Source organism: Thermithiobacillus tepidarius DSM 3134 (assembly GCF_000423825.1).
In the GTDB taxonomy this organism is placed as follows: domain Bacteria; phylum Pseudomonadota; class Gammaproteobacteria; order Acidithiobacillales; family Thermithiobacillaceae; genus Thermithiobacillus; species Thermithiobacillus tepidarius.
On the sequence record NZ_AUIS01000039.1, the window covers coordinates 1 to 15,385 of the forward strand.

At 64.1% G+C, this 15,385-nt stretch carries 13 protein-coding genes and 1 tRNA gene; all 14 read left to right on the plus strand.

What is annotated here, in order from left to right; all coding sequences use genetic code 11:
- The first annotated feature begins 13 nt into the window (after positions 1-13).
- Complete coding sequence (locus G579_RS18755) at positions 14-94, plus strand: EF-Tu C-terminal domain-related protein (protein WP_081662798.1); 81 nt, start codon at positions 14-16, stop codon at positions 92-94.
- A 57-nt stretch (positions 95-151) separates the two neighbouring features.
- Positions 152-227, plus strand: a tRNA-Trp gene (locus tag G579_RS0112945).
- A gap of 30 nt (positions 228-257) precedes the next feature.
- Positions 258-605, plus strand: coding sequence for a preprotein translocase subunit SecE (gene secE / locus G579_RS0112950; protein ID WP_028990509.1), 348 nt, complete (start codon positions 258-260; stop codon positions 603-605).
- A gap of 1 nt (position 606) precedes the next feature.
- The gene (gene nusG, locus G579_RS0112955) at positions 607-1,140 is read left to right on the plus strand and encodes a transcription termination/antitermination protein NusG (protein WP_028990510.1); all 534 of its coding nucleotides are present in this window, start codon (positions 607-609) and stop codon (positions 1,138-1,140) included.
- Positions 1,141-1,192: 52 nt separating this feature from the next.
- On the plus strand, positions 1,193-1,621 hold the full coding sequence (rplK, locus tag G579_RS0112960) for a 50S ribosomal protein L11 (RefSeq protein ID WP_028990511.1): 429 nt from the start codon (positions 1,193-1,195) through the stop codon (positions 1,619-1,621).
- Between the two features lie 2 nt (positions 1,622-1,623).
- Positions 1,624-2,319 (plus strand): 50S ribosomal protein L1, encoded by a 696-nt coding sequence (rplA, locus tag G579_RS0112965; protein ID WP_028990512.1) that lies wholly within the window; start codon positions 1,624-1,626, stop codon positions 2,317-2,319.
- 216 nt (positions 2,320-2,535) lie between these two features.
- Entirely contained in the window at positions 2,536-3,057 is a 522-nt protein-coding gene (rplJ, locus tag G579_RS0112970; RefSeq protein WP_028990513.1) for a 50S ribosomal protein L10, read from the plus strand.
- A 56-nt stretch (positions 3,058-3,113) separates the two neighbouring features.
- On the plus strand, positions 3,114-3,497 hold the full coding sequence (rplL, locus tag G579_RS0112975; RefSeq protein WP_028990514.1) for a 50S ribosomal protein L7/L12: 384 nt from the start codon (positions 3,114-3,116) through the stop codon (positions 3,495-3,497).
- A gap of 122 nt (positions 3,498-3,619) precedes the next feature.
- Positions 3,620-7,708: a DNA-directed RNA polymerase subunit beta gene (gene rpoB, locus G579_RS0112980; RefSeq protein WP_028990515.1), complete on the plus strand. Its 4,089-nt coding sequence runs from the start codon at positions 3,620-3,622 to the stop codon at positions 7,706-7,708.
- 189 nt (positions 7,709-7,897) lie between these two features.
- Complete coding sequence (gene rpoC / locus G579_RS0112985) at positions 7,898-12,070, plus strand: DNA-directed RNA polymerase subunit beta' (protein WP_028990516.1); 4,173 nt, start codon at positions 7,898-7,900, stop codon at positions 12,068-12,070.
- Between the two features lie 169 nt (positions 12,071-12,239).
- A complete protein-coding gene (gene rpsL, locus G579_RS0112990; RefSeq protein WP_028990517.1) occupies positions 12,240-12,611 on the plus strand; it encodes a 30S ribosomal protein S12 in 372 nt (123 codons plus the stop codon).
- 38 nt (positions 12,612-12,649) lie between these two features.
- Positions 12,650-13,120 (plus strand): 30S ribosomal protein S7, encoded by a 471-nt coding sequence (gene rpsG / locus G579_RS0112995; RefSeq protein WP_028990518.1) that lies wholly within the window; start codon positions 12,650-12,652, stop codon positions 13,118-13,120.
- Between the two features lie 41 nt (positions 13,121-13,161).
- Positions 13,162-15,261, plus strand: coding sequence for an elongation factor G (fusA, locus tag G579_RS0113000; RefSeq protein WP_028990519.1), 2,100 nt, complete (start codon positions 13,162-13,164; stop codon positions 15,259-15,261).
- Between the two features lie 28 nt (positions 15,262-15,289).
- A partial coding sequence (locus tag G579_RS18760) for a GTP-binding protein (protein WP_022970494.1) occupies positions 15,290-15,385 on the plus strand: 96 nt, incomplete at its 3' end.

Consider the following 15,385-nt stretch of genomic DNA (forward strand, 5'->3'; position numbering starts at 1 on the left):
TGCGCCGATCGCCATGGAAGAAGGCCTGCGCTTTGCCATCCGCGAAGGCGGCCGCACCGTCGGCGCCGGCGTCGTCGCCAAAATCGTGGAGTAAGCGTAACATCCGAGCCGGGCGGGCTGGCAGGCCTGCCCGGCTTGTTTCCTGTGTATTAGGCCAGTAGCTCAATTGGTAGAGCAGCGGTCTCCAAAACCGCAGGTTGGGGGTTCGAGCCCCTCCTGGCCTGCCATTTTCTCGTCATGACGTAAGGCAAAGATCCATGTCCGAGCGGTTGAGAATGATCCTGGTCGGAGCGCTGCTGGTGTCCGGCGTGGTTGCCTATTTCCTGATTCCGGCATCCATGGCCGCTTACCAGCTGGCAGCCGTCCTGGCGGGCGCGCTGCTGGCGACCGCCGTGTTCCTGACGAGCGAGCGCGGCCGGATGGTGATTGCCTTCTCGCGGGAAGCGATGGCCGAGACCATGAAGGTCGTGTGGCCGACGCGCAAGGAAGTCGTGCAGACGACAGGCGTGATTATGCTCATGGTGAGCATCATGGCCATCTTTTTGTGGCTGGTGGACTTCGGCCTGCTGTGGCTGGTCCGCCTGATTATGCGCCAGGAGACCTAGCATGACCATGCGTTGGTATGTCATCCACGCCTATTCCGGATTCGAAAAACAAGTCAAGCGCGCTCTGGAAGAGCGCATCCGGCGCGAAGGGCTCCAGGACAAATTCGGAGACATTCTGGTGCCCACCGAAGAGGTGGTCGAAATGCGCCAGGGCCAGAAGACGACCTCCGAGCGCAAGTTCTTCCCGGGCTACGTCCTCATCCAGATGGAGATGGACGAGCGCACCTGGCACATGGTGAAGGATACGCCCAAGGTGACCGGCTTCGTCGGCGGCACCGCCGGCCGGCCGCACCCGCTCACCGAAAAGGAAGCGCAGGCCATCCTCCAGCAGGTCCAGGAGGGCGTGGAAAAGCCCAGGCCGAAGATCAGCTTCGAAGCGGGCGAGTCGGTGCGGGTCATCGATGGTCCCTTCAAGGATTTCAACGGCATGGTGGAAGAAGTCAACTACGAGAAGAACAAGCTGCGCGTGTCGGTGATGGTGTTCGGTCGCTCCACGCCGGTGGAACTGGATTTTGGTCAGGTGGAAAAGACCTGATCGTGGTCGGGGGAGTCGCAAGACGTTTGGACCCCATTGAGGAGCAAGCAAAATGGCAAAGAAAATCGTCGGCTATATCAAGCTGCAGATCAAGGCCGGCCAAGCGAACCCGAGTCCGCCCGTGGGCCCGGCGCTGGGTCAGCGCGGTCTGAACATCATGGAGTTCTGCAAGGCTTTCAACGCCCGCACCCAGAACCTGGAGCCGGGCCTGCCGATCCCGGTGGTCATCACCGCCTACGCGGACAAGAGCTTCACCTTCGAAACCAAGACGCCGCCCGCGTCCGTGCTGCTGAAGAAGGCGGCCGGCATCCAGAGCGGCAGCAAGCGCCCGCACACGGACAAGGTGGGCAAGGTCACCAGCGCCCAGGTCGAGGACATCGCCAAGACCAAGATGCCGGACCTGAGCGCCAATGACATCGAGGCGGCCAAGCGCACGATCGAAGGTACCGCCCGCAGCATGGGCATTGTGGTGGAGGGCTGAGCATGGCGGCGAAAGGAAAGCGGATGCAGATGCTGCAGGCCAAGTTGACCCCGGGCAAGCGCTATTCCCTGGAGGAGGCGCTGCCTTTGGTCAAGGAGATGGCGGCAGCCAAATTCGACGAATCCGTCGACGTGGCCATCAACCTGGGCGTGGACGCGCGCAAGTCCGATCAGATGGTGCGCGGTTCGGTGGTGCTGCCCAACGGCACCGGCAAGACCGTGCGCGTGGCGGTTTTCGCCGATGGCGACAAGGGTGAGGACGCCCGCGCCGCCGGCGCCGACATCGTCGGCATGGACGATCTGGCGGAGCGGGTGCGCGCCGGGCAATTGGATTTCGACGTGGTGATCGCCACGCCCGAGTCCATGCGCCTGGTGGGCCAGCTGGGCCAGATCCTCGGCCCGCGCGGCCTGATGCCCAACCCCAAGGTGGGCACGGTGACCGCCGACGTCAAGACTGCGGTCAAGAATGCCAAATCCGGCCAGGTGCAGTTCCGCATCGACAAGGGCGGCATCGTGCACTGCACCATCGGCAAGTCGTCCTTCGAGCCCGGCGCGCTGCAGGAAAACCTGATGGCGGTCATGGAGACGCTGCGCAAGGCCAAGCCGGCGGCCAGCAAGGGTGTCTACTTCAAGAAAGTCACCCTGTCCAGCACCATGGGACCGGGGGTGGTCGTCGAACACACGGGGCTGCTGCCCTAAGGAATTGCCCGGCGGTCCCGCCCGGCCCGGTGCACCGGCGCCGGGTGCTTCCGCCAGGGTAAGGGGCCGGCTCTCTTCGGGGAGCCGGATGTCGTAGACCGCAGGGGCTGCCGCGACAGCGGTGCTTAATCGGGTTGTCCGCCCTGCGCAGACGGTGTTGTCCCGTGGAAACAAGCATTCTGCAGGGCTCGCCGGTCAAGAGGAGGTGAGATTCGCGTGAGTCTTAATCTTGAGCAGAAAAAGTCGCTCGTAGCCGAGGTGCAGTCGCATCTGGCGGCGGCACAGGCGGTGGTATTCGCCGAGTACCGCGGCATGACGGTGGCCGAGTTGACCCGGTTGCGTCGGCAGGGCCGCGCCAGCGGCCTGGTGATCCAGGTGGTCAAGAACACGCTGATGCGCCGCGCCGTGGAAGGTACCCCCTTCGCGGTGGTGCAGGAGCATCTGAAGGGGCCGCTGATCTACAGCAGCGGCACCGATCCGGTGGCATTGGCCAAGGTCTTTTCGGATGTCGCCAAGACCAATGACAAACTGGTCATCACCGTGGGCGCCCTGGGCGGCAAACTGATCGACGCGGCCGCGCTCGGTCAGCTCGCCAAAATGCCCAGCCGCGAGCAGTTGCTGGCTCAGCTCATGGGCACCATGCAGGCGCCCGTGTCGACCTTCGTGCGCACCCTCAACGAGGTGCCCGCGCGCTTCGCGCGTACGCTGGCCGCGGTGCGCGACCAGAAGGCCGCCTGACCGCAACCGCCTGTCAATCACCATTCGTCGTTCACTAAATTTTCAGGAGTAGAACCATGGCCGTTTCCAAAGCCGAAATCCTTGATGCTATCGCTGGCATGACCGTTCTGGAGTTGTCCGAGCTCATCAAGGACATGGAAGAGAAGTTTGGCGTGTCCGCCGCGGCGGTCGCCGTCGCCGGCCCCGCTGTGGCTGCTGGTGGCGAAGCCGCCCCCGCTGCCGAAGAGAAGACCGAGTTCGATGTCATTCTCACCAACGCCGGCGACAACAAGGTCAACGCCATCAAGGTGGTGCGCGCCATCACCGGTCTGGGTCTGAAGGAAGCCAAGGACCTGGTCGAGGGCGCGCCCAAGCCCGTGAAGGAAGGCGTGTCCAAGGAAGAGGCCGAGAAGATCAAGGCCCAACTGGTGGAAGCCGGCGCCACGGCTGAAGTCAAGTAAGTTTTTTGGTATAATGTTCTGTTCCGGCTGGTGGCGGTTCCGTCACCAGCCGATCCCTATTTCTGAAATACCTCTCCTGCTGGGTCAACTCGTCCTTGGCCGTTGGCGACATTGGAGCACTCATGGCATATTCCTTTACTGAAAAAAAGCGCATTCGTAAGGACTTTGGCAAGCGGCAAAGCATCCTGCAGGTTCCTTACCTGCTGGCCACCCAAGTGGATTCCTACCGCCAGTTCCTGCAACCGGACGCCGCCCCGCTGCAACGCGAGGACCTGGGTCTGCAGGCGGCGTTCAAGTCGGTTTTCCCCATGGAGAGCTACTCGGGCAATGCCGTTCTGGAATATGTCTCTTACCGCCTGGAGGAGCCGCCCTTCGACGTGAAGGAGTGCCAGCAGCGGGGAGTGACCTACAATGCGCCGCTGAAGGTGAAACTGCGCTTGGTGCTCATGGAGAAGGACGAGGGCACGGGCACGCGCCACGTCCGTGACATCAAGGAGCAGGAAGTCTACATGGGGGAAATCCCCCTGATGACGGAGAACGGTACCTTCGTCATCAACGGCACTGAGCGCGTCATCGTGTCCCAGTTGCACCGTTCGCCCGGGGTCTTCTTCGACCATGACCGCGGCAAGACCCATTCCTCGGGCAAGCTGCTCTTCAATGCCCGCATCATTCCCTATCGCGGCTCGTGGCTGGACTTCGAGTTCGATCCCAAGGATCACCTCTACGTGCGCATCGACCGGCGCCGCAAGCTGCCGGCGACCACCTTGCTGCGCGCGCTGGGCTATTCCACCACCGAGATCCTGGACATCTTCTTCGAGAAAGAGGTGTTCCGCATCACGCGCGAGGACGTGCGCTACCAGCTCGTGCCGGACCGCCTGCGCGGCGAGATGGCGGAGTTCGACATCGTCAACCCGAAGACGGGCGAGGTGCTGGTTCCCGCCGGCCGCCGCGTGACGGCCCGGCACGTGCGCCAGATGGCCGAGGCGGGCCTGAGCGAGATCGTGGTGCCGGATCAGTTCCTGCTCGGCAAGGTGGTGGCCCACGACGTGGTCAACCCGGAGACCGGCGAGATCCTGCTGAACGCCAATGATCCCGTGTCCGCCGACGCGCTGGAGGCGTTGCGCGCCAACAAGATCGAGGAGCTGCAAACCCTCTACGTCAATGACCTGGACCGCGGGCCCTATCTCTCCGAGACGCTGCGCATCGATCCGACCCGCGACGCGCTGGAGGCCCAGATCGAGATCTACCGCATGATGCGTCCGGGCGAGCCGCCCACCCGCGAGGCTGCGCAGAACCTCTTCCAGAACCTGTTCTTCAACCCGGAGCGCTACGACTTGTCGGCGGTGGGCCGGATGAAGTTCAACCGGCGCGTCGGCCGCGAGGACATCACCGGCCCCGGCGTGCTGAGCAATGAGGACATCGTCGATGTCATGAAAGTGCTCATCGACCTCAAGAACGGCAACGGCGAGATCGACGACATCGATCACCTGGGCAACCGTCGCGTCCGTTCCGTGGGCGAGCTGGCCGAGAACCAGTTTCGCATCGGCCTGGTGCGCGTGGAGCGCGCGGTCAAGGAGCGCCTGTCCCTGGCCGAAAGCGAGGGCTTGATGCCGCAGGAGCTGATCAACGCCAAGCCGGTTTCGGCGGTGATCAAGGAGTTCTTCGGCTCCAGCCAGTTATCCCAATTCATGGACCAGACCAACCCGCTGTCCGAGGTCACCCACAAGCGCCGCGTGTCGGCGCTGGGCCCGGGCGGCCTGACCCGTGAGCGGGCGGGCTTCGAGGTGCGCGACGTGCACCCCACCCACTACGGCCGCATCTGCCCGATCGAAACGCCGGAAGGCCCCAACATCGGCCTGATCAACAGCCTGTCCTGCTACGCGCGCACCAACGAGTACGGCTTCCTGGAGACGCCCTACCGCCGCGTGGTGGACCAGCGGGTCACCGACGAAGTGGTGTACCTGTCCGCCATCGAGGAGGGCGACTACATCATCGCCCAGGCGAACTCCACCCTGGACGAGAACGGACGCCTGGCGGACGAGCTGGTGTCCTGCCGCTACAAGAACGAGTTCACCCTGTCCACGCCGGACAAGGTGCAGTTCATCGACATCTCGCCGAAGCAGATCGTGTCGGTGGCGGCCAGCCTCATCCCGTTCCTGGAGCACGACGACGCCAACCGCGCGCTGATGGGTTCCAACATGCAGCGTCAGGCGGTGCCGACCCTGCGCGCCGATACGCCGCTGGTGGGCACGGGCATGGAAAAGCCGGTGGCCATCGACTCGGGCGTGACCGTGGTCGCCAAGCGCGGCGGCGTGGTGGACAGCGTCGATGCGGCCCGCATCGTGGTCAAGGTGAACGATGAGGAGACCTCGCCGGACGAGCCGGGCGTGGACATCTACAACCTCATCAAGTACACCCGCTCCAACCAGAACACCAACATCAACCAGCGGCCGGTGGTCCGGGTGGGCGATGTGGTGGCCCGCGGTGACGTGCTGGCGGACGGCCCGAGCACCGACCTGGGCGAGCTGGCCCTGGGGCAGAACGTGCTGGTGGCCTTCATGCCCTGGAACGGCTACAACTTCGAGGACTCCATCCTGATCTCCGAGCGAGTGGTGGCCGAGGACCGCTTCACCACCATCCACGTGGAGGAGTTCTCAGTCTTCGCCCGCGACACCAAGCTGGGGCCGGAGGAAATCACCCGCGACATCCCCAACGTGAGCGAGGCCAACCTGCGCAATCTGGACGAGTCCGGCATCGTTTTCATCGGTGCGGAAGTGGACGCGGGCGACATCCTGGTCGGCAAGGTGACGCCCAAGGGCGAAACCCAGCTCACTCCGGAAGAGAAGCTGCTGCGCGCCATCTTCGGCGAGAAGGCCTCGGACGTGAAGGACAGCAGCCTGCGCATGCCGGCCGGCTTGTCAGGCACGGTCATCGACGTGCAGGTCTTCACCCGCGAGGGCGTGGACAAGGACGCGCGCGCCAAGCAGATCGAAAAGGCCGAGTTGGACCGCATCCGCAAGGACCTGAACGATCAGTTCCGCATTGTGGAGGAGGACACCTTCCAGCGCATCGAGCGGCTGCTGACCGGCAAGGTGGCCGAGGGCGGCCCGGGCGACCTGGAAGCCGGCGCCAAGATCACCAAGGCCTATCTGAAGTCGGTGCCGCGCTCGCGCTGGTTCGAAATCCGCCTGCGTAGCGAGGAGGTCAACGAACAGTTGGAGCTGATCCGCGCCCAGCTGGAGATGCAGCGCGAGCGCCTGGATCAGACGCTGGAAGAGAAGCGCAAGAAGCTGCTGTCCGGCGACGAGCTGTCCCCGGGCGTGCTGAAGATGGTCAAGGTCTACGTGGCCGTCAAGCGCCGCCTGCAGCCGGGCGACAAGATGGCCGGCCGCCACGGCAACAAGGGCGTGGTGTCGCGCATCGTGCCGGTGGAGGACATGCCGTTCCTGGCGGATGGCACTCCGGTGGACATCGTGTTGAACCCCCTGGGCGTGCCGTCGCGCATGAACGTCGGCCAGATTCTGGAGACGCATCTGGGCTGGGCGGCCAAGGGCCTCGGCTTGCGCATTGGCGAGATGATGGCGGCCAAGGCCAAGATCGAGGACATCCGTCAATTCCTCCACCAGATCTACAACCGTTCCGGCAAGCAGGAGAACCTCGACGAGCTGAGCGACGAGGAGGTGCTGACCCTGGCGGCTAACCTGCGCAAGGGCGTGCCGATGGCCACCCCGGTCTTCGACGGCGCCGATGAAAAGGAGATCAAGGAGCTGCTCAAACTGGCCGGCCTGCCGGAAAGCGGTCAGACCGTGCTCTGCGACGGGCGCACCGGCGAGGCCTTCGACCGCCAGGTCACCGTGGGCTACATGTACATGCTCAAGCTGCATCACCTGGTCGACGACAAGATGCACGCCCGCTCCACCGGTCCCTACTCGCTGGTCACGCAGCAGCCGCTGGGCGGCAAGGCCCAGTTCGGCGGCCAGCGCTTCGGTGAAATGGAAGTGTGGGCCCTGCAGGCCTATGGCGCGGCCTACACCCTGCAGGAAATGCTGACGGTGAAGTCCGATGACGTCGCCGGTCGAACCAAAATGTACGAATCAATTGTCAAAGGTGATTACCGGATGGAGGCGGGCATGCCCGAGTCCTTCAACGTGCTCCTGAAGGAGCTGCGGTCACTCGGCATCGACATCGAGCTGGAGCAGTTGGAAAAGTAGTCGGGATGAGCCTGCCGACGGCGCCGGGCGCCACGGCGGGCGGGTACGGGGCGACTTTGCGGAGCGTCCCCGCTCTCCACGATCCTCTGCCAAGCTGCGGCGTGTCCCTGCCGCAACGTTTTCGGTTGACGAGCCCCACCGCGGCGTTTCGGCGGCTTGCAACCCTGACCCTTATGGGGAGAGAAGACATTGAAAGACTTACTGAATCTTTTCAAGCAACCCGGTGTGCAGGAAGAGTTTGACGCAATCCGTATCGGCCTGGCATCGCCGGAAAAAATCCGGTCCTGGTCCTACGGCGAGGTCAAGAAGCCGGAAACCATCAACTACCGCACTTTCAAGCCGGAGCGCGACGGCCTGTTCTGCGCCAAGATCTTCGGCCCGGTCAAGGATTACGAGTGCCTGTGCGGCAAGTACAAGCGCCTGAAGCACCGCGGCGTGATCTGCGAGAAGTGCGGCGTGGAAGTCACCCTGTCCAAGGTGCGGCGCGACCGCATGGGCCATATCGAGCTGGCGAGCCCGGTCGCCCACATCTGGTTCCTGAAGTCCCTGCCGAGCCGCATGGGCATGATCCTGGACATGCCCCTGCGCGACATCGAGCGCGTGCTCTATTTCGAAGCCTATGCCGTGATCGATCCGGGCATGACGCCGCTGGAGAAGCGCCAGATCCTGACTGAGGATCAGTATCTGGATGCCTTGGAGGAGTACGGCGACGAATTCGTGGCCAAGATGGGCGCGGAGGCCGTGCGCGATCTGCTGCGCGCCATCGATGTGGAGAAGGAGGCGGCGGCGATCCGCGACGAACTCGGCACCACCGGCTCCGAGACCAAGATCAAGAAGTACGCCAAGCGCCTGAAGACCCTGGAGGCCTTCAGCCAGTCGGGCAACCGTCCCGAATGGATGGTCCTGGAGGTGCTGCCGGTGCTGCCGCCCGACCTGCGCCCGCTGGTGCCCCTGGATGGCGGCCGCTTCGCCACCTCCGACCTGAACGACCTGTACCGGCGCGTGATCAACCGCAACAACCGCCTCAAGCGCCTGCTGGAGCTGAAGGCGCCCGACATCATCGTGCGCAACGAAAAGCGCATGCTGCAGGAGGCGGTGGACGCCCTGCTGGACAACGGCCGGCGCGGCCGCGCCATCGCCGGCGCCAACAAGCGCCCGCTGAAGTCCCTGGCCGACATGATCAAGGGCAAGCAGGGCCGCTTCCGCCAGAACCTGCTCGGCAAGCGCGTGGACTACTCCGGCCGCTCCGTGATCGTGGTCGGTCCGCAGCTGCGCCTGCATCAGTGCGGTTTGCCCAAGAAGATGGCGCTGGAGCTCTTCAAGCCCTTCATCTTCAACAAGCTGGAGCTGCGCGGCCTGGCCACCACCATCAAGGCGGCCAAGAAGATGGTGGAGCAGGAGAAGCCCGAGGTCTGGGACATCCTGGAAGAAGTGATCCGCGAGCACCCGGTGCTGCTGAACCGGGCGCCGACTCTGCACCGCCTGGGCATCCAGGCATTCGAGCCGGTGCTGATCGAAGGCAAGGCCATCCAGCTGCACCCGCTGGTCTGCGCCGCCTACAACGCGGACTTCGACGGTGACCAGATGGCGGTGCACGTGCCGCTCTCCCTGGAGGCGCAGCTGGAGGCGCGGACGCTGATGATGTCCACCAACAACGTCCTCAGCCCGGCCAACGGCGATCCCATCATCGTGCCGTCCCAGGACATCGTGCTCGGGCTTTACTACATGACGCGCGAGCGGGTCAACGCCCTGGGCGAGGACCGCATCTTCTCCGACCTGCGCGAGCTGCGCCTGGCCTATGAAACCCGGCAGGTGGAGCTGCACGCCCGCATCCAGGTGCGCATCCGCGGCGAGCGGGTGCAGACCACCGTCGGCCGCGCGCTGCTGTCCGAAATCCTGCCCGAGGGCATGCCGTTCAGCATCCTGAACCGGGTGCTGAAGAAGAAGGCCATCGGCGAGCTGATCAACGTCTGCTACCGCACGGTGGGCTTGAAGGAGACCGTGATCTTCGCCGACCAGCTCATGTATACCGGCTTCAGTTACGCCACCCGCGCCGGCATCTCCTTTGGCGCCAACGACATGGTCACGCCGGCGGAGAAGGAGCAGATCCTGGCCCGCGCCGAGGAAGAGGTCAAGGCCATCGAGAACCAGTACGCCTCGGGCCTGGTGACCCAGGGCGAGCGCTACAACAAGGTGGTGGACATCTGGTCGCGCACCACCGACCAAGTGGCCAAGGCCATGATGGACAAACTCAGCAAGGAAAGCGTCGTCGGTGCCGACGGCCAGTCGGTGGAGCAGGAGTCCTTCAATTCCATCTACATGATGGCCGACTCCGGCGCCCGTGGTTCCGCCCAGCAGATCCGCCAGCTCTCCGGCATGCGCGGCCTGATGGCCAAGCCCGACGGCTCCATCATCGAAACGCCCATCACGGCCAACTTCCGTGAAGGCCTGAACGTGTTGCAGTACTTCATCTCCACCCACGGCGCCCGCAAGGGTCTGGCGGACACCGCCCTGAAGACGGCCAACTCCGGCTACCTGACCCGCCGCTTGGTGGATGTCACCCAGGATCTGGTGGTGGTGGAGGATGACTGCGGCACCACCCAGGGCCTGATGATGAACCCGCTGGTGGAAGGCGGCGAAGTGATCGAGCCGTTGCGCGAGCGCGTGCTGGGTCGCGTGACCCTGGAGGACGTGCTGCATCCGAACACCGGCGAGCCGGTGATTCCCGCCAACACGCTCCTGGACGAGGCCAAGGTGCGGGAGCTGGACGAGCTGGGCGTCGATCAGTTGCGCGTGCGTTCGCCGCTCACCTGCCGCTCCAAGTACGGGGTCTGCGCCTTGTGCTACGGCCGTGACCTGGGTCGCGGGCATCTGGTCAGCATCGGCGAGGCGGTGGGCGTCATCGCTGCCCAGAGTATCGGCGAGCCGGGCACCCAGCTGACCATGCGGACCTTCCATATCGGCGGCGCGGCCAGCCGGGCGGCCGCCCAGAGCACCATCGAGGTGAAGCAGGGCGGCAACATCAAGCTGCACAACCTGCGCCTGGTGAAGCATGTCAGCGGTCGCAACATCGTGGTCGGCCGCAACGGCGAGCTGACCGTGACCGACGAGCAGGGCCGCGAGAAGGAGCGCTACAAGGTGCCCTACGGCGCCAACCTGCTGGTGAACGAAGGCGATGCCGTCAGCGCCGGGCAGATCATCGCCAACTGGGACCCGCACACCCATCCCATCATCAGCGAGGTGGAAGGGCGCGCGGTGTTCCAGGGCTTCGTCGATGGCGTGACCGTCAATGCGCAGACCGATGAAATCACCGGCCTGTCCACCCTGGTGGTCACGGACCCGAAGCAGCGCGGCCCGCAGGGCCGGGATCTGCGCCCGGTGATCATCCTGCAGGACGCCCAGGGCAACGAGCTGCGCATGCCGGGCACCGACCTGCCGGCTCGCTACTATCTGCCGGCGGGCGCCATCGTCACCATCGGCGAGGGGGCGACCATCGCGGCCGGCGACGTGATCGCCAGGATTCCGGTGGAAACCTCCAAGACCCGCGACATCACCGGCGGTCTGCCGCGCGTGGCCGAGCTCTTCGAGGCACGGCGTCCCAAGGACTTCGCCATCATCGCCGAGCATGCCGGCATCGTGAGCTTCGGCAAGGACACCAAGGGCAAGCAGCGGCTGATCATCACCGATGAAAACGGCGAGCAGCACGAGTACCTGATCGCCAAGGGGCGGCATGTCACCGTCTATGAGGGCGAACATGTCAACCGCGGCGAGCAGCTGGTGGAAGGGCAGCCGGTGCCGCACGACATCCTGCGCGTGCTGGGGGTCGAGGCGCTGGCCCGCTATATCGTCGACGAGGTGCAGGACGTCTACCGGCTGCAGGGCGTGAAGATCAACGACAAGCACATCGAGGTGATCGTCCGCCAGATGCTGCGCAAGGTGGAAGTGCTGGAGTCCGGCGACACCACCATGCTGCGCGGCGAGCAACTGGACCGCACCCGGGCCGAGGAGGAGAACGAGCGCGCCATTGCCGAGGGCAAGCAGCCCGCGGTGCTGGAGCCGGTGCTCCTGGGCATCACCAAGGCCAGTCTGTCGACGGAGTCCTTCATCTCCGCCGCCAGCTTCCAGGAAACCACGCGCGTGCTGACCGAGGCGGCGGTTTCGGGCAAGATCGACGAGCTGCGCGGCCTGAAGGAGAACGTGATCGTCGGCCGTCTGATCCCCGCCGGCACGGGCCTGGCGCATCACGAGAACCGGCGCCGGCAGCGCCAGCGCACCCCGGAAGCGGCCAGTGAGCTGCAGCCGGAGGCTGTGGTCATCGAGGCGCAGGCCCCGGCCCTCAGCGCGGCGGCCGTGGAAGAGTAGCGTGCCACCGACGGGGCTGGCTCTTTGGGGCCAGCCCCGCGTTTTTACAGTAATTTCTTGACAGTGGGGCGCTTCATTCATAGAATGCGCCCTCTTAACCGGGGCGCCGGCGATCTGCGTTTGGGTGCCGAGCAAGCCCGTTATTATTCAGAATTGTGGAGACGTACCGATGCCGACCATTAACCAGCTCGTTCGAAACCCGCGCAAAAAAGTCACCGTAAAGAGCAAGGTGCCGGCTTTGGCGGCCAACCCGCAGAAGCGTGGCGTCTGCACCCGCGTCTACACGACCACGCCCAAGAAGCCCAACTCGGCGCTGCGTAAGGTCGCCCGCGTGCGTCTGACCAACGGTTTCGAAGTGAGCAGCTACATTCCCGGCGAGGGGCACAACCTCCAGGAGCACTCCGTGGTGCTGATCCGCGGCGGCCGCGTGAAGGACTTGCCCGGTGTGCGTTACCACATCGTCCGCGGCAGCCTCGACACCGCTGGGGTCAAGAACCGCAAACAGGGCCGCTCCAAGTACGGTGCCAAGCGCCCGAAATAACCATTTGCCCAAGGCAAAAAGCTTGTAGGAGTCAAATTATGCCGAGACGTCGTGAAGTGCCGAAGCGCCAGGTTCTGCCGGATCCCAAGTACAAGGAAGAGCTGGTCGCCAAGTTTGCGAACTGCCTGATGCGGGATGGCAAGAAGAGCGTGGCCGAGAAGATCATTTATGGTGCCCTGGATGTGGTGTCCGAAAAGACCAAGGAAGATCCCTTGGTTGTGTTCCGCCAGGCGCTGGACAATGTGCGTCCGCTCGTCGAGGTGAAGAGCCGGCGTGTCGGCGGCGCCACCTACCAGGTGCCGGTCGAAGTGCGCTCCACCCGCCGCATGGCGCTGGCCATGCGCTGGATCGTGGATTCCGCCCGCAAGCGCGGCGAGAAGTCCATGGGCGCGCGTTTGGCCGCCGAACTCCTGGAAGCCGCCGAGAATCGCGGCAACGCTGTGCGCAAGCGGGAAGAAACCCACCGCATGGCCGAGGCGAACAAGGCGTTCTCCCATTTCCGCTGGTAATCTCCGCCAGCCCTTGCAGGTCAGTTTATAAGGAAGCAGTCGTGGCTCGTACAACCCCCATTGAACGTTACCGTAACATCGGCATCATGGCGCACATCGATGCCGGGAAGACCACTACGACCGAGCGTGTGCTCTTCTACACCGGTGTGTCCCACAAGATCGGTGAGGTCCATGAAGGTGCGGCGACCATGGACTGGATGGAGCAGGAGCAGGAGCGTGGCATCACCATCACCTCCGCGGCGACCACCTGCTTCTGGAAGGGCATGGACGGCAAGATGCCGGAGCACCGCATCAACATCATCGACACGCCGGGCCACGTGGACTTCACCATCGAGGTGGAGCGCTCCCTGCGCGTGCTGGATGGCGCCTGCGCCGTGTTCTGCGCGGTCGGCGGCGTGCAGCCCCAGTCCGAGACGGTGTGGCGGCAGGCCAATAAGTATGGCGTGCCGCGCGTGGCCTTCGTCAACAAGATGGATCGCGCCGGCGCCGATTTCGGCCGCGTGGTCAAGCAGATCCGCGAGCGCCTGCGCGGCAACCCAGTGCCCATCCAGTTGCCCATCGGCGCCGAGGACCGTTTCGAAGGCGTGGTCGACCTCGTCAAGATGAAAGCCATCTATTGGGACGAAGCCAGCCAGGGCATGCGCTTCGAGGAGCGCGACATCCCCGCCGATCTGGCCGCAGAGGCCGAAAAGGCGCGCCAGTTCATGGTGGAGTCCGCCGCCGAGGCCGACGAAGAGCTGATGATGAAGTACCTCGAAGGCGAGGAGCTCAGCAACGAAGAAGTGATGCGGGGCCTGCGCAAGGGCACGATCAGCAACAGCCTGGTGCCGGTGCTGTGCGGTTCCGCCTTCAAGAACAAGGGCGTGCAGGCCATGCTGGACGCGGTGGTTCAGTACCTGCCGTCTCCCGTTGACATTCCGCCGGTGAAGGGCTCCAACCCGGATACCGGCGACGAGGACGAGCGTCCGTCTGACGACGCCGCACCCTTCTCCGCGCTGGCCTTCAAGATCATGACCGATCCCTTTGTCGGCCAGCTGACCTTCTTCCGCGTCTACTCCGGCGTGCTGGAGGCGGGCACCACGGTGCTGATTCCCAGCAAGGGCCAGAAGGAGCGCATCGGCCGCATTCTGCAGATGCACGCCAACGAGCGCAAGGAGATCAAGGAAGTGCGCGCGGGCGACATCGCCGCCGCGGTCGGCCTGAAGAACGCCATCACCGGCGATACCCTGACCGACATCAACAAGGCCATCACCCTGGAAAGCATGGAGTTCCCCGAGCCTGTGATTCACGTGGCCGTGGAGCCCAAGACCAAGAGCGATCAGGAAAAGATGGGTATCGCCCTGTCCAAGCTGGCTCAGGAAGACCCCTCCTTCCGGGTGCGCACCGACCAGGAGTCCGGCCAGACCATCATCTCCGGCATGGGCGAGCTTCACCTCGAGATCATCGTCGATCGCATGAAGCGCGAGTTCAGCGTGGAAGCGAACGTGGGTGCGCCGCAGGTGGCCTACCGCGAGACCATCCGCAAGACGGTGGAGAGCGAAGGCAAGTTCGTGCGCCAATCGGGCGGCCGCGGCCAGTACGGCCACGTGTGGCTGCGGCTGGAGCCCCTGGAGCCCGGCAGCGGCTTCCAGTTCGAGAACGCCGTCGTCGGCGGCGTGGTGCCCAAGGAGTTCATCGCGCCGACGCAAAAAGGTGTTGAAGAAGCGCTCAATAATGGTATTATAGCGGGCTTTCCCGTGGTCGACGTCAAGGCAACCATTTTCGACGGTTCCTACCACGATGTCGATTCTTCGGAAGCTGCGTTCAAAATCGCCGGCTCCATGGCCTTCAAGGAAGGTGCCAAAAAGGCCAGCCCTGTTCTGCTCGAGCCCATCTTCTTCGTGGAAGTGGTGACGCCTGAGGACTACATGGGCGACATCATCGGCGACCTCAACTCCCGCCGGGGCATGATCCAGGGCATGGATGACGAGGCGGGGGCGAAGGTGATTCGCGCCGAAGTTCCCTTGGCGGAAATGTTTGGTTATGCCACCACGTTGCGTTCGCTTTCCCAAGGGCGTGCGACATACACGATGGTTTTCAAGAAATACCTTGAGGTCCCGTCCCATGTGGCCGAGGCCATTGTACAGAAGAGTCAACGTTAACAGTTTGTCGTAACGGAGGTTTTTTACCGTGTCCAAAGGAAAGTTTGAGCGCACGAAGCCGCATGTGAATGTCGGGACGATTGGTCACGTGGACCATGGGAAGACCACGTTGACGGCGGCGTTG

What these genes read in the sequence shown, in the direction of transcription:
- rpsG (WP_028990518.1), top strand. Translation starts at nt 12,650, where the DNA reads ATGCCGAGACGTCGTGAAGTGCCGAAGCGCCAGGTTCTGCCGGATCCC.
- rplL (WP_028990514.1), top strand. Translation starts at nt 3,114, where the DNA reads ATGGCCGTTTCCAAAGCCGAAATCCTTGATGCTATCGCTGGCATGACC.
- nusG (WP_028990510.1), top strand. Translation starts at nt 607, where the DNA reads ATGACCATGCGTTGGTATGTCATCCACGCCTATTCCGGATTCGAAAAA.
- G579_RS18755 (WP_081662798.1), top strand. Translation starts at nt 14, where the DNA reads ATGGAAGAAGGCCTGCGCTTTGCCATCCGCGAAGGCGGCCGCACCGTC.
- rpsL (WP_028990517.1), top strand. Translation starts at nt 12,240, where the DNA reads ATGCCGACCATTAACCAGCTCGTTCGAAACCCGCGCAAAAAAGTCACC.
- secE (WP_028990509.1), top strand. Translation starts at nt 258, where the DNA reads ATGTCCGAGCGGTTGAGAATGATCCTGGTCGGAGCGCTGCTGGTGTCC.
- rpoB (WP_028990515.1), top strand. Translation starts at nt 3,620, where the DNA reads ATGGCATATTCCTTTACTGAAAAAAAGCGCATTCGTAAGGACTTTGGC.
- rplA (WP_028990512.1), top strand. Translation starts at nt 1,624, where the DNA reads ATGGCGGCGAAAGGAAAGCGGATGCAGATGCTGCAGGCCAAGTTGACC.
- rplK (WP_028990511.1), top strand. Translation starts at nt 1,193, where the DNA reads ATGGCAAAGAAAATCGTCGGCTATATCAAGCTGCAGATCAAGGCCGGC.